The following is a 16873-nucleotide window of genomic DNA, read 5'->3' as shown; positions in this document are numbered from 1 at the left end:
ACATCACCCGAGACACGGAGCACGATGACCGACACCATGCAGAGCCCCCGCACGGGCTCGCACCCCACCACCGCCGGACACCGGCCGAACAGCACGGCGATCATCGTCTACCTGTCCCTCGGCGGTCTGTCGTTCGCGGTCCTGCAGTCGCTCGTCGCCCCCGCGCTGTCGACCATCGGACAGGACCTCGGCGCCTCGACGAGCGCGACGAGCTGGGTGCTCACCGCCTACCTGCTCTCCGCGTCGGTGCTCACGCCGATCCTCGGTCGCCTCGGCGACATGATCGGCAAGCGCAAGGTCCTGATCGTCGTGCTGTCGATCCTGCTCGTCGGCGCCGTGCTGGCCGCGCTGGCACCGAACCTCGGCGTCCTCATCGTCGGCCGTGCGCTGCAGGGCGCCGCCGGCGCGGTGATGCCGCTGTCGATCGGCATCGTCCGCGACGAGCTGCCGAAGGAGAAGGTGAGCGTCACGATCGGTCTTCTCTCCGCGATCTTCGGCATCGGCGCCGGCGTCGGCATCGTCGCCGCCGGACCGATCGTCGAGCACCTGTCGTGGCACTGGCTGTTCTGGCTGCCCGCCGTGCTCGTCGTCATCGCCCTGCTCGGCGCGATCTTCGGCATGCCGGAGTCGCCGGTCCGCAAGCCCGGCCGCCTCGACATGGTCGGCACGTTCGTCCTCGCCGTCTCGCTCGTGTCGATCCTGCTGGCCGTCAGCGAGGGCGAGACCTGGGGCTGGGGTGACGGCAAGACCATCGGCCTGCTGGTCCTCGGCGCCGTGGCACTGGTCGCGTTCGTCCTGGTCGAGCTCCGCGTCGCCGAACCGCTCATCGACGTCCGCCTGTTCGCCGTCCGCGGCGTCTGGACGGCCCACGTCGTCGCGCTCGTCTTCGGCTTCGCGATGTTCGGCACCTTCGTGCTCGTGCCGACCCTGCTGCAGCTGCCGAGCGCACTCGGCTACGGCTTCGGCAAGGACGTCACCCAGGCCGGTCTCTTCCTGCTGCCGACCGTCCTGATGATGATCGTCGCCGGGCCGATCGCCGGCATCCTCGTCCGCAAGGTCGGTCCGAAGCCGCCCATGCTGCTCGGCGGGATCGCCATCGTCGCGGCGTTCCTGCTGCCCGCGATCGCGCACGGTGAGCTCTGGCAGGTCGTCGTCTCCGGCGTCCTGACCGGCATCGGCATCGGCCTGGCCCTCGCCGCGTGCTCGAACGCCATCATCGAGAGCGTCCCCGCGAACCAGACCGGCGAGGCCATCAGCGCCAACACCGTCGTCCGTACGATCGGCTCGAGCGTCGGCACCGCGGTCATCGCGGCGCTCATCACCTCGCACAGCACCCCGCAGGGTCTGCCGACGGACGACGCCTTCACCATCGGGTTCTGGGCGTGCACCGGCGTGGCGGTCCTCGCCGTGCTCGCCGCGCTCGCGGCCCCGTCGATGCGCGCGCGCCGCGCAGCGGCGGCGGCCCGTGGCATCGACGACCTCGAGGAGATCGCCGAGTAGGGCTCTCGGCCCGACCACCCCGGGAGGCCCGTCCTGCGTCGTCGACGCGGGGCGGGCCTCCCGGCGGTCGCGCCCACCGCCACCGGCGGCTCCGCAAGCTGGGAAGCGACCGAGCACGCCGCCGCCGACGTGACGATCATCGGACCGGACGCGTCACAGCAGGTGGACGCGATCACCGCGCCCCGGACAGGAGACCCATGAGCACCACGGACCACGACGACACCACGACCAGCAGCAAGCCGTCCTTCCGCGACACGGTCACCGCCGGCCTGGTGCAGAAGGCGCTGGAACCCGTGCTGCGCGCCGTCCGTGACGAGGTGGCCTCGGCTCGGCGGGAGATCAGCGAACGGGCGAACGGCGCGAAGACCGGGCTGGTGCTCACCGGCGCCGCGGTGGCCTTCGCACTGACCACACTCGTGCTGCTGGCCGGCCTCGTGGTGGCGCTCCTGGCCCTGGCACTGCCGATCTGGGCCGCGACGGGGATCACGTTCATCGTGTTCGCCGTCGTAACCGCGATCCTGTTCGTCGTCGGACTCCGAGGCATCCGACGGGGCGTGCCGCCGGTGCCGAAGGACACCCTCCGCGCAGCGAAGGACCGTGTCACGCACACGGGCGACGCGTCGCCCACGACCGACTGAGCCCCGACAGCGCTCGAGCGCTACATCGCGAGGGTCATGCCGACGACGGCGACCGTCATCGCGAAGACCTCGCCGCTGCGCACGGCCCGGCGGTCCTCCTGCGCCCACTCGTACCGCAGGAGCCACCCGCTGAACGCGCAGTAGCCGATCACGCCGGCACCGAGCACCGCGGACAACGCGATGCCGTGTCCCGCGTGCCCGTCGGCGACGCCGGTCGCGTGGCCCATCAGGAGCATGCCGGCCATCACGACCGCCGACAGCGCGCGGTGCACGTCCATCGGCTCGGCGCGGCGGCCGTCGGCACGGCGTCGGCGCATCACCGGCAGCGGTGCGAGCAACAGCAGGAGCGTCGCCGCGAAGAGCGTCCACACCGCACCCGCGTGCACCACAGGCATGAGCATCGCGACGAGCATCACCGCGGCCGGCACGATCACGCCGGGGCGCGGTCGGTAGCGGTCACCGACGATGCAGCACACCGACGCGAACTGCGGCACGACGAGCATGGCGTCGGCGACGGTCTCGTGCACGGCGGGTCCTCAGCTGCGGCGGCGCGGTGCCGGGCGGGTCAGTCCTCGGCGCGGGCAGCGGCCTTGGCGGCGCGCTCCTGCTTCACACGGGCGTTCTCGACGTGCACGGCGGCCTGCGTCTCGCGCTCACGGACGAGCCACTCGGGCTTCTGCTCGAGCAGCGTCTTGATCTCCGCCGTGGTGAGCGCGTCGTCGATCCCCGCACGGGTCAGCCCCGAGATCGAGATCCCGAGCTTCTGCGCCACGACGGGTCGCGGGTGCGGGCCGTCGCGTCGGAGGTCCTCGAGCCACGTCGGGGGTACGGTCCGGAGCTCGTCGAAGGCGGTCCGTGTGACGGGAGCGCCCTGGAAGGACTCCGGAGCGGCCGCCAGCAAGATGCCGAGCTTCTTCGCAGCCGTTTCGGGCTTCATGGTCTGTTCCTGCGCCATGCCCCCTAGAGTACGGCCCCTATGCTCGTCTGCATGACCGCGGCACTCACCATCGCATTCGTGCCCGGGGTCTCCCCGGCCAAGTGGGCCCGTGTCTGGCGGGATCGACACCCCTCGATCGAGCTGCGACTGCGGCCGATCGGGTCCGACGACGTCGACGACACGCTCGCCGGCGAGGTCGACATGGTCTTCGCACGCATGCCCGTCTCCGACCAGCACAACGCCATCCCGCTCTGGACCGAGACCGCCGTGGTCGCGATGCCGAAGGACTCCCCCCTCGCCGACCTGGCCGAGGTGGACCTCGCCGACGCCGAGGTGCACGTCGTCGACGCCGGTCCGGTGCCGGCCGACATCGCCGCCGCGCTCGACCTGGTCGAGGCGAACGTCGGCGTGGTCGTGCTCCCCCAGTCGCTCTTCCGCGCGGCGAGCCGCAAGGACCTCGTCGCGCGCCCGCTCTTCGGCGCCCCCGGCACGCAGATCGCGCTGGTCTGGCGTGACGAGGACGCCACCGAGACCACCGAGGAGTTCATCGGCGTGGTCCGCGGACGCACCGCCAACAGTTCGCGGAACCAGCCGACCGGCACCGATCGCGACGTCGAAGAGGCCCTGCGTGCGGCAGGCGGCGGTTCCAAGGCCGGTGGCGGCTCCGACGGGTCGGGCAAGGGCGCAGCAGGCAAGGGCGGGTCGGCCAATGGCGGAGCGGGTGCCGGAGGCGCCGGCGGCAAGGCGAAGGCCAAGTCGCCCGGCAGCGGCAAGTCCGGCAGCGGCAAGAAGTCCAACACCGGCAAGGGCCCCACCCCCGGCCGCGGGAAGATGCGCGGCAAGCCGAGCCGGGGTTCGAAGGGCAACCGATGACGGACACGCGCCTGCAGGAGATGCCGGCCACGCGCCTCCCGGCCTGGCTCGACCGGACGATGGCCGAGTACGTGGCGTCGCGGATGCAGGCGGGTGAGACCCGCGAACAGGCCGAGGCGAACAAGCAGAAGTCGCTCGACCAGTGGTTCCCGGGCGGGTCCCCGGCCGACGGACACCTGGTGTGGGACGTCCTCGACCAGAACGACACCACGGTCGGGTACCTCTGGATCGGCCCGTTCGCTCCGGGCGGGACCGACTGGTGGGTGTTCGACGTCGAGATCGACGAACCGCACCGTCGTCGCGGGCACGCCCGACGTGCGCTCGAGCTCGGCCACCAGGCCGCAGCGGAGCACGGCGCGACGAGCATCGGGCTCAACGTGTTCGGCTACAACACCGGCGCGCAGGACCTGTACGCCTCGCTCGGGTACGAGGTCACCGCGACGCAGATGCAGAAGCCGCTGGTCTGAGGGCCCTGCCGCTGGGTTCTGCCGCTTCGTCGCGGCAGGTGCGTCGTCACGGCAGGACGGCAGCCGCTGCGCGGGTGACGCGGTCCCCGCGAGCCGCCTCGGCCGCAGCCCGAGCGCGGGCGACCACGACGGCGTCGGCGCGCTCCGCGGAGCCCGCATCGAACGGCGGCTGCGGGTCGTACTCGATGTGCAGCTGGATCGCCTCGGCCGCTGCCCGCCCCGCGAGCTCGGCCGCCAGCCACAGCGCCATGTCGATGCCCGCACTGACGCCAGCCGCAGTGACGACCGCGCCGTCGTCGACGATCCGCTCGTCGACCGGTTGCGCCCCGAACGCCTCGAGCATCGGCTTCGACGCCCAGTGGGTCGTCGCACGCTTGCCGGCGAGGAGCCCCGCGGCACCGAGGACGAACGCGCCCGTGCAGACCGAGGTCACCCAGGTGGCGCGCTCGGCCTCGCGCCGGACGAACCCGATGAGCTCGGGGTCGAGCATCGCGTCGAAGGCACCGTCACCGCCGGGGACCACGAGGACGTCCGCCGGACCCGCGTCGGCGATGGTCGTCGTCGGGACCAGCGCGAACCCGCAGTCGGTCGGCACCGGGTCGAGCGTCGCCGCCACGTACTCGACGCGTGCGCCGGGCACACGCGAGAGCACCTGCGCCGGGCCGGTGAAGTCGAGCTGCGTCAGGTCCGGGAAGAGCAGGAAGGCGATCCGGACCTCGGCGGGGTCGTGGCCCGGCTCGATCGCCGAGTCCCCGGCAGTGTCCGGCGTGGGGGCCGGCACGTCGACGGGCACGTCGACGACGTCGGCGTCGACCGGGTGGACAGCGCGCACGCGCGAGTTCGGCTGGTCGGTGCTCATGCCGCGACCCTAGCCCGGTGCCCTCGCCGGCGGTGGGGTCGGCGTCCTGGTCAGTTCCAGACGCCCGAGGCCCCCCGCCGGTGGCTGCCGAGCAGGTGCGTGTCGACGATGCCGAGCGCCTCCATCAAGGCGTGCATCGTGGTCGGACCGACGAACGCGAAGCCGCGCTTCCGCAGTGCCTTCGACAGTGCGACGGACTCGTCGGAGGTCGTCGGGACCTGGGCGTACGACTCCGGTTCGGGCGTCGTCGCCGGACGGAACGACCAGACGAAGTCGGACAGCCCGCCGTCCTGCCGCAGGGCGACCGTCGCGTTCGCGTTCGTGATGGTCGCGAGGATCTTCGCCCGGTTCCGGACGATGCCGGCGTCGGCCATCAGCCGAGCGACGTCGTCCTCACCGAAGCCCGCGACGGTGTCGGGGTCGAAGTCCGCGAACGCCGCACGGAACGCCGGACGCTTCGCCAGGATCGTGCGCCAGGACAGGCCGGACTGGAACGCCTCGAGCGACAGCCGCTCGAACACGCCGCGCTCGTCCCGCACCGGCATGCCCCACTCGGTGTCGTAGTAGTCGCGGAGCAGCTCGTCCGTCGATGCCCACACCGGCCGGGCGAGTCCGTCGTCGCCGATCACCAGGTCGGAGTGGAGCGCGGGCTCGGTGGCTGCGGGCTCGGTGGCTGCGGGCTCGGTGCTCATCGCACCATCCTGGCGTGCGCCGCCGACACCGTCGTTGCCAGCCGTGTGGTCACTCGGCTGGCGGGCCGTCCTGGGCGGCCTGCGGGTCCATCCACACGTACTCCCACCGGTGGCCGTCCGGGTCGGTGAAGCTCCGCTGGAACATGAAGCCGAGGTCCATCGGCGCGCGGTCCTCGCTCCCGCCGGCCGCGACGGCGGCGTCGACGATGCGGTGCACCTCGTCCTTCGACCCGGCGGTGAGCGAGTTGATGACCTCGACGGTGCCGGCGTCGGCGATCGTCTTGTCGGTGAAGTCGGCGAACTTCGCGTGGGTGAGCACCATGACGTAGATCGTGTCGCTGATGACGATGCACGCAGCGGTGTCGTCGCTGAACATCGGGTTGATCGAGTAGCCGAGGGCTTCGTAGAACGCCTTCGAACGGTCGAGGTCGGTGACGGGCAAGTTGATGAAGACCATCGTGTCCATGGGGAGGTTCCTTTCGTCACGCTCAACCTGGCCCGTGGCGCGGCGATGCGCAACCGTTCCGTCGCGGTACGGACTGATACGCGATATTCTGGACCGATGCGGGCGTACGTCGATGAATCGGAGCCGGGCGGCGGGCGCGATCACACGACGTACGTCATGGCTGCCGTGGTCATCACGGCGTCCGCCTGCGAAGCGGCACGTGTGGACGTGCGGGCGGCGGGGCACGAGATGACGGCGACCGGTCGATGTTCGATGCCCTTCGACGACGAGGAGTCGGCGTTCCGGTGCGACACGAGCACGTCCGCGGGGTCGATGAACCACTGGTCGCACTGGCTGATCTTGCTTGCGGTGCGCACGTGGCGGGCCTCGACGACGAGCTCGACAGCACCCTTGTCCGCGTGGGGTGAACGACCCTGGACAGCGCAAAACCCCGGTCCCGCGCTGGCTGCAGGATTCTCCGGGGCTCACTTTCGACCGAGCAGCACGCGGTCGACATATCAATTTTACGAGTCCAGCGCGGGCCACGTCAAGTGATCCAGGACACCGACTCGGAACGACGAAGCCGCTGTCGTGCGACAGCGGCTTCGTCGCCCCGGGTCGGCTCAGTGGCGCGCGACCGAGGTCAGGCGGACGCGCGGCCCTCGCCTGCGGCCTTCTGGTCGGCCTCGGCCTCGGCCTGGCCGATGATGTCCTCGGCCGGCACCGGGTTCAGGCGGTCCCAGAGGAAGAACAGCAGGCCGCCGACGAGCATCGACAGTCCGACCCACAGGTTGATGTGGATGCCGCCGGTCTTCTCGGGGTCGGTGTCCCAGTGGACGATGCCGACGATCGTCACGATGACGCCGTAGAGCACGAACAGGCCGCCGAGGATGCGGCGCAGGTCGAGACGACGGGTCGAGCGGACGAGGGCGGCCTTCTGCTCCTCGGTCAGCGCGCCGGGGGTGGTGGTGTCACTCATGGTCGGTGATCTCCTTCGCGGATCAGAGGAACGGCAGGTACAGGACGACGCACAGGATCAGTGCGACGGTGCCGAGCAGTGCGGGCGAGCGGTACCAGGCGGTGTCGGTCGCGACGGAGTCGCCGTGCAGGTCGATCTTGCCGATGCCGTAGACCAGACCGCCGAGCTCCTTCTCGTCCTTGGGCGTGGTGAACATCGAGACGATGAACCCGACGATCAGGACGGTCACGAACGAGATGATCGCGCCGTACAGGGTCTCGGCGGTCGCCGTGGCGAACAGGTCCGGGTTCACGAGGTACGCGATCCAGGTGATCGTCGGCGTGACGATGCCGAGCACGTAGCCCCAGAGCGCACCCTGCGTGGTCATCCGCTTCCAGAGCAGGCCGAGGATGAAGACGGCGAACAGCGGCGCGTTGAAGAACGAGAACAGCGTCTGCATGTACGTCATGATGTTCGACGCCTGGGCCGCGATGAACGCGGTCGCGATGCCCACCAGGACGCCGACGACGGTGACCCAGCGACCGGTCTTCAGGTAGTGGATGTCCGGCATGTTCGGCTTGATGTAGCGCTGCCAGATGTCGTACGTGAAGACGGTGTTGAACGACGAGACGTTGGCCGCCATGCCGGCCATGAACGACGCGAGCAGGCCGGTCACCGCGACGCCGAGGACACCGGTCGGCAGGTACATCTGGATGAGCTTCGGGATCGCGTCGTTGTAGGTGAGCGAGCCGTCGGCGAACTGGTTGCCGACGACCGCCGCGGCGATGAGACCGGGGATCACGACGATGGCCGGGATGAACAGCTTCGGGATCGCGGCGATGAGCGGGGTCCGGCGTGCCGCGGACATGTTCTTCGCCGAGAACGCGCGTTGCACCTCGGTGAAGTTGGTGGTCCAGTAGCCGAAGCCGAGGACGAAGCCCAGGCCGAGCACGATCGCGAGCCAGTTGGCGCCGATCGGGTTGGTCACATCACCGAAGCCGGTGCCGGCCCACGCCTGCAGGTGCTGCACGCCTTGGGTCTTCACGATGGCAGACGACAGTCCGTCCCAGCCGCCGACGCGGTGCAGACCGACGATCGTCAGCGGGATGAGCCCGGCGATGATCACGAAGAACTGCATGACCTCGTTGTAGATCGCGCTGGAGAGCCCGCCGAGGGTGATGTAGACGAGCACGAAGCCGGCGGACACGACGATGGCCAGCCACTCCGGCCAGCCGAGCATCGCCTCGATGACGATGGCCATGGCGTAGAGGTTGATGCCCGCGATGAGCACGTTCGACACCGCGAACGCGATCGAGTTCACCAGGTGCGGGGCCTTGCCGAAGCGGCGGAGCATGAACTCCGGCACCGACCGGACCTTCGAGCCGTAGTAGAAGGGCATCATCACGAGCCCGAGGAACACCATGGCCGGCACCGCGCCGACCAGGTAGTAGTGCAGGGTCGCCATGCCGATCTGGGCACCGTTGGCGGCCATGCCGAGGATCTCGGTCGCACCGAGGTTCGCGGACACGAAGGCCAGGCCCGTGATCCACGCCGGCATCGAGCGCCCGGACAGGAAGAAGTCCATGCTCGTCCGGACCTGTTTGCGGGCGGTGAACCCGATCCCGATGACGACCGCGAAGTACACGATGACCATCAGGTAGTCGACCCAGCCCAAGTCGAGCCGGATCCCTTCGTTCGCTGCAGCGAGAACCATTCAACATCTCCACGTCAGTGTGTTGCAGTCGACAACTCCGCCGACCCGGACGGAGACGTTACACCGAATTGTGACCGTTCACATAGCCGAGGCATGTGTCTGCCGGCGGTACCCCGTGGCCCGCGATCGCTAGGCTCGCCCCATGACCGACCAGGCGCGCATCCTCGTCCTCAACGGACCGAACCTCGACATCCTCGGGCGGCGCGACCCGGAGCAGTACGGCACCGTGACGCTCGCCGAGCTCGAGGCGATCGTGCACACCGAGTCAGCCGTGCACGGGCTGGACGCGGACTTCCGCCAGACGAACCGCGAGGGCGAACTGGTCGAGTGGCTGCACGAGGCCCTCGACGACTTCGCCGCGGTCGTGATCAACCCCGCGGCCTACGCACACACCTCGGTCGCGCTGCACGACGCGGTCGAGGCGCTGTCCGTCCCCGTCGTCGAGGTGCACCTGTCGAACACGTGGAAGCGCGAGCCCTTCCGGCACGTCGACCACGTCGCCACCGCCGCGACCGCGGTCATCGCCGGCGCGGGCGCCGACGGCTACCGCCTGGCCGTCGCGCACGTCGCGTCCCTCATCGCCTGACGCCCGTCACGCCGCACGGGCGTCTCTCGCCCCGCCGAGGTTCCGAGATCTCGGAACCTCGGCGCCGCTGCCGCCTCGGAGTGGAACCTCGGCGTCACGCGGACGGCAAGTCGTGGAACCTGGCGGTCGCACGTCGCGCCCGTCACGCCCGTCACGCGCGCACGTCGCGCCCGACACGCGCGCAAAAGGCGGACGGGAGGCCCGTGGCGGGGCCGCCGCGGGCCTCCCGTCCGCCTCGTTGGAACGTTCCCAACGCGGGCTGGACGCGCTAGGTTCATATGTATGGACAAAGTGCGCATCGGACTCGTCGGCTACGGCATCGGAGGGCGGGCATTCCACCGCCCGTTCCTGCTGGACGCGGCAGGCATCGACCTCGTCGGCGTCGTCGCCCGCTCGGCCGCGAAGCGCGAGCAGCTCGCGACCGACCTGCCCGGCGTCACCGTGCACGACTCCCTCGGTGACCTGATCGCCGCGGGCGTCGACGCCGTCGTCGTCACCACTCCCCCGTCCACCCGGCGCGAACTCGTCCTGCAGGCGATCGCCGCCGGGGTCGCCGTCGTCGCGGACAAGCCGTTCGCCCCGGACCCGGCCACCGCGCACGAGATCCGGCAGGCCGCGGCCGACGCCGGCGTCGTGATCACGCCCTTCCACAACCGCCGCTGGGACACCGACCTCACCACCCTCCGGAGCGTGCTGGACGCCGGACGGGTCGGGACTCCACTGCGCTTCTGGTCCCGCTTCGACATGGTCGAGCGGCACGGCATCGCGACCGGCATCGGCGGCGGCGTGCTCTCCGACATCGGCTCGCACCTGGTCGACCAGGCCGTGTCGTTGTTCGGACCGATCGCCCGGGTGTCCTGCACGCTCGACGTCCGCGATGCCCGCTCGCTCGGCCGTGACCAGGACGGCCAGATCGACGCCGGCTTCACGCTCGCAGCGACGCACGTGTCCGGTGTCGAGTCCGTCCTGACGTCGAACAAGGCCGGGTGGCTGGGTGCACGGCAGCTCCGCCTCGACGGTGTCGACGGGACGTACGAGGCCACGAGCACCGACGTGCAGGCACAGGCAGCCGTGGCGGGTGCGTCACCGGCCGACGACCGGTCGACCTGGGGAGTCGAGCCTTCGTCCGGGACCCTCACGACGGAGTCCGGCACGGCCGACGTCCCGTCGGCACAGAGCTCCTACACGGACTACTACGAGCGGTTCGCGCGGGCCGTCCGGGGGCTCGGTCCGGTGCCGGTGCCCGTCGACGACGCGGTGCACGTGGTCGAGGTGCTCGACGCGGCGCGCCGGTCGGCGGCGTCGGGCGAGACGGTCACCGTCCCCGCTCCGTAGCGCGTTCTTTCCCACGACATCTGCGATGCGAGGTCGAATCGGGCGTACCTGGTGAGAACTCCAGACCAGGTGCGCCCGAATCGACCAGGAACGCGCGGAAGGGCGGCGGCGCCGGGTCAGAAGTCCGCGGGGCGCCGCACGTCGGCCAGGCCGGCGGTGGCGAAGCCCCCGCGGATGATCGGGATCGCCCGGCGCACGGCCTGGTCGATGCGGAGTTCCAGGTCGACGTTGCCGATGTCGTAGCCACCTTCGCGCTTGGTGAAGTCGCGCTCGTTGCCGAACACCCCGATCGGCAGCGTCGTCGACTGGAAGAAGCCGAACAGCGGGCGCATCTGGTGCTCGACGAGCAGGGCGTGACGGTCGCTGCCGCCCGTTGCGGTCAGCAGGACCGGGGTGTCGACGAGGTCGTACTGCCCGATCCAGTCGAAGAACAGCTTGAACGCGCCGGAGTAGGCGGCGCGGAACGCCGGGCTGCCGACGACGAGCACGTCGGCGGCCTCGACGGTCTCGAGTGCCGCCCGGGTGCGCTCGGACATCGCCTCGCGCGACGACGCGGCACCGAGGTCGGCCAGGAGCGGGCCGATCTCGATGGTCTCGGTGCGGGCACCCTCGATCTCCTGCCCGAGGCGCGCCACCGTGGCCGCGACCAGGGTGGACGTCCTCGAGGGGTCCGAAGGGCTACCGCTGACGCCGACGACCAGTTCTCCACTCATGCGGTCGATGCTCACACGCCTGCCACCGAGGCGGTCCGCGTGTGACGACATGTGTCGGGTGCCAGGCCCCCCGGGTACCGTCCCGCGGCATGCAGACGTTCTTGCCGTACGCCGACTTCCGGGCCTCTGCCGAGGTCCTCGACGACCGGCGTCTCGGCAAGCAGCGCGTGGAGACCCTGCAGGTGATGCGGGCGCTGACGCTGCCGGGGTACGGCTGGCAGCACCACCCGGTCACCGCGATGTGGCGCGGCTACCGTCCGGCGCTGATGGCGTACCAGGAGGCGACGTGCCGCGTCTGGCTCGAGCGCGGGCACGTGGACACCTGCCTGGAGAAGACGCTGCTGGACCTCGGGCGGGTCCCGGAGGACCTGGTGGCGTACGAGCGCGGCGACGTCCCGATCCCGCCGTGGAACGACGACGAGGCCCTGCACGCGTCACACCGCTCGAAGCTGGTGCAGAAGGCGCCGGAGCACTACCGCGTACTGTTCCCGGACGCACCCGACGACCTCGACTACGTCTGGCCGGGCGCGCCGCACGCTCCGGACGGCACGGCCGCAGTCGTCACGCCACCGGGATCCACCGCGCACCGTCGCGGCGCGTGACGACGGCGGAGCGGATCTCGACCACGTCGCGGAGGCCGTGCACGGCCCGGTCGCGCACGACCGCTGCCGTGGCGTCGTCGTCGGACTCGAACCGGACGACCGCGCACGGCACACCGCGCAGCAGGCGGACGTCCTGCGCCTCGACCACGGCGTGCTCGGCGACCAGCCGGGCCGCAGCGGGCAGGACGGCGTCGGGCGCGGTGCCGGCGGCGAGCGCGCCGATCGCCAGGGTCACACGGTACGAGGGCATGCCCCGACGGTAGCGGGAGCGGGAGACACCGGGAGCCCGCCGTGGGCTGCAGAGGAACTGACGTCGTTCAGGGGGTCGACGTCGGCCCACGGCGGGTCGCGGTGTGTGGCGGGACGCGACGACAGGGGGAACGTCGCGCCCCGCTCCGGATGTCGATCAGGGGTATCGGCATCCGGTCTGGGGCACCGGCCGGATCACGGGAGGAGCCGGGCGGTGTCGGACCTCAAGGGTGTTCGGTGTCCTCTCGGTACCGGTCCGTCTCGATCGGTGCGGGCATCGATCGTCGAGCGGCGGCGGGTCGGATCATGGGGAGCAGGGCGCTCCCGACGGTCGCGAGGGCTCCGACGGCGGCGATCAGCCCGAGGGGGGCGGTGCCGAGGTCGTGCTGCGCAGCCAGGGCGAGCGCGACGAGGGTCGCCGGTGCAGGCAGGAGCTGCACCGCTCGGAAGCGGTCGTCCCGTCGTGTCCGGGTCATCATCACGTTTGCCATGTGGACACTCTGGCGCAGATTCCGTGTCCGCATAAGGGGGGACACGACCCCACTCATGGAGTAGAACGTCTAGTACACCCTGGATGCGATGTCTCAGCCCAGAGCGCGGACGGTGGCCACGGCGTCCGCGACCGCTCCGACGACGACCGGTACGTCCTCCGCGGCGAGGGAACCGTCGAAGGTGAGTCGGAGCGCGGTCCGGGCGACCTCGTCCGGGATCCCGAGCGCGGTGAGCACGTGCGACGCCTCGGTGCTGCCGGCGGCGCAGGCGCTGCCCGACGAGGACACGACGTCGCGCTGTTCCAGCTCGAGCAGCACGGTCTCGCCGTTGACCCCGGGGAAGCAGAACGACGCGTGCCCGGGCAGTCGGTGCGCGCGCGACCCGGTCACGAACGCACCGGGGACGGCGGCGAGCACCCCGTCGAGCACGGCGTCACGGACGGTCGTCGCGGCGGCGGCGGAGGCAGCAACACCACCAGAGGCAGCAGCACCGCCGGCAGCCACCAGCCCGAGCGCCGTCGCGACCGCCACCGCGCCGGCGACGTCCTCGGTGCCGGAGCGTCGGCCCCGCTCCTGTCCCCCGCCGTGCAGCAACGGTTCGACGGGCACCCCCGACCGGACCGCGAGCACGCCGGTCCCCTTCGGCGCCCCGAGCTTGTGCCCGGACAGCGACAGTGCGTCGACGCCCAGGACGTCGAGCCCGACCGGCAGCCACGGCGCGGACTGCACGGCGTCGGTGTGGAAGCGCGCGCCGACCGCGTGGGCCTCGGCGGCGAGCGCCGGGACGTCCTGCACGGTGCCGATCTCGTTGTCGGCGTGCGCGATCGACACGAGGGTCGTGTCCGGCCGGAGCGCCGCGCGCAGCACCGACGGGTCGACCAGGCCGTCCGACGCGACCGGCAGCACCGTGACGTCGAAGCCGTGGAAGCGTGCCAGGTACGCGCAGCTCTCGAGCACGGCCTCGTGCTCGATCGCGCTGGTGACGACGTGGCGTCCGCGTGGGGCGGCGAGCGCGATCCCCTTGACCGCGGTGTTCGCACCCTCGGTCCCACCCGTGGTGAAGACGACCTCGGCCGGTCGGCAGCCGAGCACGCCGGCGACCGTGGCCCGTGCAGCGGCGAGCCCGCGCGCGGCCTCGTCACCGACACCGTGCGTCGACGACGGGTTGCCGAACACCCCGGTCAGGTACGGCCACATCGCCTCGAGGACCTCGCGGCGGACGGGGGTCGTGGCCGCCCGGTCCAGGTAGAACACGGTCAGTCCCCGGCCGCCACCGCGATGTCGAGCCCGAGGTCGAGCGCCCGGGCCGAGTGTGTGAGCGCCCCCACCGAGATGACGTCGACCCCGGTCGCGGCGATGGCCGCGACGGTGTCGAGGGACACCCCGCCCGACGCCTCGACGAGCGCACGACCCGCGACGATGCCGACACCCGTCTCGAGCTCGGCCGGCGTGAAGTTGTCGAGCATGATCGTGTCGACGCCCGCCGCGACGACGGGCTCGATCTGGTCGATGCGGTCCACCTCGACCTCGACGTGCACGGTGTGCCCGAGCCGCTGCCGTGCGGCGGTGATCGCGTCGCCGATGCCGATGCCGCCGGCGAGCAGCACGGCCAGGTGGTTGTCCTTGGCCAGCACGGCGTCGGAGAGCGACGTGCGGTGGTTGTGGCCGCCGCCGCAGCGGACGGCGTACCGCTCGAGCGCACGGAGGCCTGGCGTGGTCTTCCGGGTGTCGACGATGCGCGCCGAGGTGCCCGCTGCGGCCGCGACGTGGGCCGCGGTGGCGGTGGCGATCCCCGACATGCGCTGCACCAGGTTCAGCGCGACCCGCTCGGCGCGGAGCACCGAACGCGCCGACCCCGTCACGGTGGCGAGCGTGTCGCCGGCGGTGAACGCGGCCCCCTCGTCGGCGTGCACGGTCGCCCGGATCGACGGGTCGACCGCGTGCATCACCGCCACGAAGACGGTCCCGCCGCTCAGTACTCCGGGCTCACGGGCCGCGAGCGTCGCCGTCGCGGTCGCGTCGGCCGGGATGAGCGTCTCGCTGGTGACGTCGCCCCAGGGCGCGTCCTCTTCCAGCGCGGTCTCGATGACTCGGCGGAGGGCGTGCGGCGGGATGGTGCCGGGGTCGATGGTCATGCGGGAACCTCCTGCGGAACGGCGATGTGTGGAGTGACCGTCTCGGCGACCCAGGCGTACGAGGCCGGGGCTGCTGGATCGGTGTCGGGGTGGTCGGTGCGGGCGTGGGCACCGCGGGACTCGGTGCGGGTCTCGGCGGCGAGCGCCACCAGCCGTGCCAGGTCGAGCAGTGCGCGGTCCTCGTGCTCGCGCACGCCGCCGGTGGCGGGCGCGGTGAGCGCGTCGAGGTCCCGCCGGGCGCTCGCCAGTCCGGTCGCGTCACGCAGCAGCCCGACGCGGTCGGTCATGACGGCCTGGACCGCCTGGCGGACGTCGGTGGACCCGTCACGGTGATCCGGGCCTCCTGGCCAGGTCTGACGGGAGGCGCGGATCACGTCCGCCGCTCGGGGAACGCTGGTCACGCGCAGGTCTGCGTTCCCCCGCAGGCGGAGCAGGCCGGGCCGGGGTCCGGCGACCGCGTCCGCTGCGCGGACCGCGAAGACGAGCCCCTCGAGCAGGGAGTTCGAGGCCAGTCGGTTCGCGCCGTGGACCCCGGTGCACGCGGCCTCGCCGATCGCGAGCAACCCCGGGAGGCTGGTGCGCCCCTCGGCGTCGGTGGCGATGCCGCCCATCGAGTAGTGGGCCGCCGGGGACACCGGCACACCCTGTCGGGTCCAGTCGAAACCGGCCGCACGGGTGGCCCGGGTGAGTCCGGGGAAGCGTCCGGTCAGGAAGTCCGCGCCGAGTCCGGTGGCGTCGAGGAGCACCGGTGCGCCGCCCTGGTCGCGGACGGCGGCGGCGATGCCGCGGGCGACGACGTCGCGTGGAGCGAGCTCGGCGTCCGGGTGCACCGCCGTCATGAAGCGGCGTCCGCGCGCGTCGCGGAGGACGGCTCCCTCGCCGCGGACGGCCTCGGACACGAGCCCGCCGTCCGGCACCGCGAGGCGGGTCGGGTGGAACTGGACGAACTCCAGGTCGGCGACCACCGCTCCGGCACGCCACGCGGCGGCCACGCCGTCCCCCGTCGCCACGAGCGGGTTGGTGGTCTCGCGGTACAGGTGTCCCGCTCCCCCGGAGGCGATCACGACGGCGTCGGCGTCGATCCGTCGGGGTTCGCCGAGCAGGTCGAGGACGTCGATGCCGACGACGGTGCCGTCGCGCACGACCAGGTCGGTGAGGCAGGTGCGCTCGAGGATCGTGACGTGCTGGCGGTGCAGCGCGTCGATGAGCGTACGCTCGATCGCCGCGCCGGTCGCGTCGCCGTCGGCGTGCACCACGCGCCAGCGTCCGTGCGCGGCTTCGCGCCCGCGGGCCAGGTCGTCGCCGTACCGGTCGAGTGCCGACGGGTCGGTCGAGCGGTCGAACGGCACACCGAGGGCGAGCAGGTCGCGGACCCGGGCTGGCCCGTCGGTGCAGAGGACCTCGACGGCGCGCGCGTCCGCGCTGCCGGCTGCCGCGACGTGGGTGTCGGCCTGGTGCAGTGCCGGCGAGTCGTCGGCTCCGAGCGCCACCGCGACCCCGCCCTGGGCGTACGCGGTGGCACTGTCGGCGAGCGCGCCCTTCGTCACCAGCGTGACGTCGTGGACGGCGCTGGCACGGATCGCTGCGGTCAGTCCGGCGATGCCGGAGCCGACGATGACGACGTGCACGGTGGTCTCCCTCGGTCGTTCGGGTTCGGGTTCGGGCTCGGGCTCGGGCTG

General features: G+C 71.7%; 20 protein-coding genes and 1 tRNA gene. 7 read left to right on the top strand and 14 right to left on the bottom strand.

Annotation, left to right across the window (positions count from 1 at the left end):
- Window positions 1-24 precede the first annotated feature (24 nt).
- Window positions 25-1500: an MFS transporter gene (locus EDF51_RS11395; protein WP_123292062.1), complete on the top strand. Its 1476-nt coding sequence runs from the start codon at window positions 25-27 to the stop codon at window positions 1498-1500.
- A 197-nt stretch (window positions 1501-1697) separates the two neighbouring features.
- Window positions 1698-2138: a phage holin family protein gene (locus tag EDF51_RS11390; protein ID WP_131845725.1), complete on the top strand. Its 441-nt coding sequence runs from the start codon at window positions 1698-1700 to the stop codon at window positions 2136-2138.
- 20 nt (window positions 2139-2158) lie between these two features.
- Here the strand turns inward: EDF51_RS11390 and EDF51_RS11385 are convergent, their stop codons facing one another.
- Window positions 2159-2665, bottom strand: a complete 507-nt coding sequence (locus EDF51_RS11385; RefSeq protein WP_123292060.1) for a hypothetical protein — start codon at window positions 2663-2665, stop codon at window positions 2159-2161.
- A 38-nt stretch (window positions 2666-2703) separates the two neighbouring features.
- A complete protein-coding gene (locus tag EDF51_RS11380) occupies window positions 2704-3093 on the bottom strand; it encodes a DUF5997 family protein (RefSeq protein WP_131845726.1) in 390 nt (129 codons plus the stop codon).
- Window positions 3094-3126: 33 nt separating this feature from the next.
- On the opposite strand from EDF51_RS11380, the gene EDF51_RS11375 reads away from it, so the two are divergent.
- Window positions 3127-3948, top strand: a complete 822-nt coding sequence (locus EDF51_RS11375) for a LysR family transcriptional regulator substrate-binding protein (protein WP_165901362.1) — start codon at window positions 3127-3129, stop codon at window positions 3946-3948.
- The gene (locus EDF51_RS11370) at window positions 3945-4415 is read left to right on the top strand and encodes a GNAT family N-acetyltransferase (RefSeq protein ID WP_123938586.1); all 471 of its coding nucleotides are present in this window, start codon (window positions 3945-3947) and stop codon (window positions 4413-4415) included. Before EDF51_RS11375 ends, EDF51_RS11370 begins: the two co-directional genes overlap by 4 nt.
- Window positions 4416-4461: 46 nt before the next feature.
- Here EDF51_RS11370 and EDF51_RS11365 read toward each other — a convergent pair whose 3' ends face one another.
- From EDF51_RS11365 to EDF51_RS11340, 6 genes are all read right to left on the bottom strand, one after another.
- Complete coding sequence (locus EDF51_RS11365) at window positions 4462-5274, bottom strand: DJ-1/PfpI family protein (RefSeq protein ID WP_131845728.1); 813 nt, start codon at window positions 5272-5274, stop codon at window positions 4462-4464.
- Window positions 5275-5324: 50 nt separating this feature from the next.
- Window positions 5325-5966 carry a DNA-3-methyladenine glycosylase I gene (locus EDF51_RS11360; RefSeq protein ID WP_134194959.1) on the bottom strand — a complete coding sequence of 214 codons (642 nt, stop codon included), beginning with the start codon at window positions 5964-5966 and terminating at the stop codon, window positions 5325-5327.
- A gap of 49 nt (window positions 5967-6015) precedes the next feature.
- The gene (locus EDF51_RS11355) at window positions 6016-6432 is read right to left on the bottom strand and encodes a VOC family protein (protein WP_131845730.1); all 417 of its coding nucleotides are present in this window, start codon (window positions 6430-6432) and stop codon (window positions 6016-6018) included.
- Window positions 6433-6572: 140 nt separating this feature from the next.
- On the bottom strand, window positions 6573-6788 hold the full coding sequence (locus EDF51_RS11350; RefSeq protein ID WP_131879353.1) for a hypothetical protein: 216 nt from the start codon (window positions 6786-6788) through the stop codon (window positions 6573-6575).
- Window positions 6789-7054: 266 nt separating this feature from the next.
- A complete protein-coding gene (locus EDF51_RS11345; RefSeq protein WP_111084327.1) occupies window positions 7055-7390 on the bottom strand; it encodes a hypothetical protein in 336 nt (111 codons plus the stop codon).
- Window positions 7391-7412: 22 nt separating this feature from the next.
- Window positions 7413-9083, bottom strand: coding sequence for a sodium:solute symporter family protein (locus tag EDF51_RS11340; protein WP_123292052.1), 1671 nt, complete (start codon window positions 9081-9083; stop codon window positions 7413-7415).
- A gap of 142 nt (window positions 9084-9225) precedes the next feature.
- Between EDF51_RS11340 and aroQ the strand changes: the two genes are divergently transcribed.
- Window positions 9226-9669 (top strand): type II 3-dehydroquinate dehydratase, encoded by a 444-nt coding sequence (aroQ, locus tag EDF51_RS11335; RefSeq protein WP_111084329.1) that lies wholly within the window; start codon window positions 9226-9228, stop codon window positions 9667-9669.
- 282 nt (window positions 9670-9951) lie between these two features.
- Window positions 9952-11004, top strand: coding sequence for a Gfo/Idh/MocA family oxidoreductase (locus tag EDF51_RS11330; RefSeq protein WP_134194957.1), 1053 nt, complete (start codon window positions 9952-9954; stop codon window positions 11002-11004).
- Between the two features lie 116 nt (window positions 11005-11120).
- Here EDF51_RS11330 and EDF51_RS11325 read toward each other — a convergent pair whose 3' ends face one another.
- Entirely contained in the window at window positions 11121-11717 is a 597-nt protein-coding gene (locus EDF51_RS11325; protein ID WP_165901113.1) for an NAD(P)H-dependent oxidoreductase, read from the bottom strand.
- Between the two features lie 89 nt (window positions 11718-11806).
- Between EDF51_RS11325 and EDF51_RS11320 the strand changes: the two genes are divergently transcribed.
- Window positions 11807-12319, top strand: coding sequence for an MSMEG_6728 family protein (locus tag EDF51_RS11320; protein WP_134194955.1), 513 nt, complete (start codon window positions 11807-11809; stop codon window positions 12317-12319).
- 69 nt (window positions 12320-12388) lie between these two features.
- On the opposite strand, the gene EDF51_RS19890 is transcribed toward EDF51_RS11320, so the two are convergent.
- From EDF51_RS19890 to nadB, 5 genes are all read right to left on the bottom strand, one after another.
- Window positions 12389-12470 (bottom strand) — tRNA-Ser (locus tag EDF51_RS19890).
- A 322-nt stretch (window positions 12471-12792) separates the two neighbouring features.
- Window positions 12793-13059, bottom strand: coding sequence for a hypothetical protein (locus EDF51_RS11310; protein WP_131921776.1), 267 nt, complete (start codon window positions 13057-13059; stop codon window positions 12793-12795).
- A 93-nt stretch (window positions 13060-13152) separates the two neighbouring features.
- Window positions 13153-14313, bottom strand: a complete 1161-nt coding sequence (locus EDF51_RS11305) for a cysteine desulfurase family protein (RefSeq protein WP_134194953.1) — start codon at window positions 14311-14313, stop codon at window positions 13153-13155.
- 2 nt (window positions 14314-14315) lie between these two features.
- Window positions 14316-15194 (bottom strand): carboxylating nicotinate-nucleotide diphosphorylase, encoded by an 879-nt coding sequence (gene nadC, locus EDF51_RS11300; protein ID WP_131845736.1) that lies wholly within the window; start codon window positions 15192-15194, stop codon window positions 14316-14318.
- Window positions 15191-16822 carry an L-aspartate oxidase gene (gene nadB / locus EDF51_RS11295; RefSeq protein WP_134194951.1) on the bottom strand — a complete coding sequence of 544 codons (1632 nt, stop codon included), beginning with the start codon at window positions 16820-16822 and terminating at the stop codon, window positions 15191-15193. The genes nadC and nadB overlap by 4 nt, the downstream gene beginning before the upstream one ends.
- Window positions 16823-16873 lie beyond the last annotated feature (51 nt).

Origin of the sequence: Curtobacterium sp. PhB25, assembly GCF_004365375.1 — a bacterium.
GTDB lineage: Bacteria > Actinomycetota > Actinomycetes > Actinomycetales > Microbacteriaceae > Curtobacterium.
The sequence above is the reverse complement of the archived record's forward strand: the minus strand, read 5'-3'. Positions and strand labels throughout refer to the sequence as shown.

Bases quoted from the DNA above. Each gene is read 5' to 3' on its own strand.
- EDF51_RS11395 (WP_123292062.1), top strand. From the start codon at position 25: ATGACCGACACCATGCAGAGCCCCCGCACGGGCTCGCACCCCACCACC.
- EDF51_RS11390 (WP_131845725.1), top strand. From the start codon at position 1,698: ATGAGCACCACGGACCACGACGACACCACGACCAGCAGCAAGCCGTCC.
- EDF51_RS11380 (WP_131845726.1), bottom strand. From the start codon at position 3,093: ATGGCGCAGGAACAGACCATGAAGCCCGAAACGGCTGCGAAGAAGCTC.
- EDF51_RS11375 (WP_165901362.1), top strand. From the start codon at position 3,127: ATGACCGCGGCACTCACCATCGCATTCGTGCCCGGGGTCTCCCCGGCC.
- EDF51_RS11370 (WP_123938586.1), top strand. From the start codon at position 3,945: ATGACGGACACGCGCCTGCAGGAGATGCCGGCCACGCGCCTCCCGGCC.
- EDF51_RS11365 (WP_131845728.1), bottom strand. From the start codon at position 5,274: ATGAGCACCGACCAGCCGAACTCGCGCGTGCGCGCTGTCCACCCGGTC.
- EDF51_RS11360 (WP_134194959.1), bottom strand. From the start codon at position 5,966: ATGAGCACCGAGCCCGCAGCCACCGAGCCCGCAGCCACCGAGCCCGCG.
- EDF51_RS11355 (WP_131845730.1), bottom strand. From the start codon at position 6,432: ATGGACACGATGGTCTTCATCAACTTGCCCGTCACCGACCTCGACCGT.
- EDF51_RS11345 (WP_111084327.1), bottom strand. From the start codon at position 7,390: ATGAGTGACACCACCACCCCCGGCGCGCTGACCGAGGAGCAGAAGGCC.
- EDF51_RS11340 (WP_123292052.1), bottom strand. From the start codon at position 9,083: ATGGTTCTCGCTGCAGCGAACGAAGGGATCCGGCTCGACTTGGGCTGG.
- aroQ (WP_111084329.1), top strand. From the start codon at position 9,226: ATGACCGACCAGGCGCGCATCCTCGTCCTCAACGGACCGAACCTCGAC.
- EDF51_RS11330 (WP_134194957.1), top strand. From the start codon at position 9,952: ATGGACAAAGTGCGCATCGGACTCGTCGGCTACGGCATCGGAGGGCGG.
- EDF51_RS11325 (WP_165901113.1), bottom strand. From the start codon at position 11,717: ATGAGTGGAGAACTGGTCGTCGGCGTCAGCGGTAGCCCTTCGGACCCC.
- EDF51_RS11320 (WP_134194955.1), top strand. From the start codon at position 11,807: ATGCAGACGTTCTTGCCGTACGCCGACTTCCGGGCCTCTGCCGAGGTC.
- EDF51_RS11310 (WP_131921776.1), bottom strand. From the start codon at position 13,059: ATGGCAAACGTGATGATGACCCGGACACGACGGGACGACCGCTTCCGA.
- nadC (WP_131845736.1), bottom strand. From the start codon at position 15,194: ATGACCATCGACCCCGGCACCATCCCGCCGCACGCCCTCCGCCGAGTC.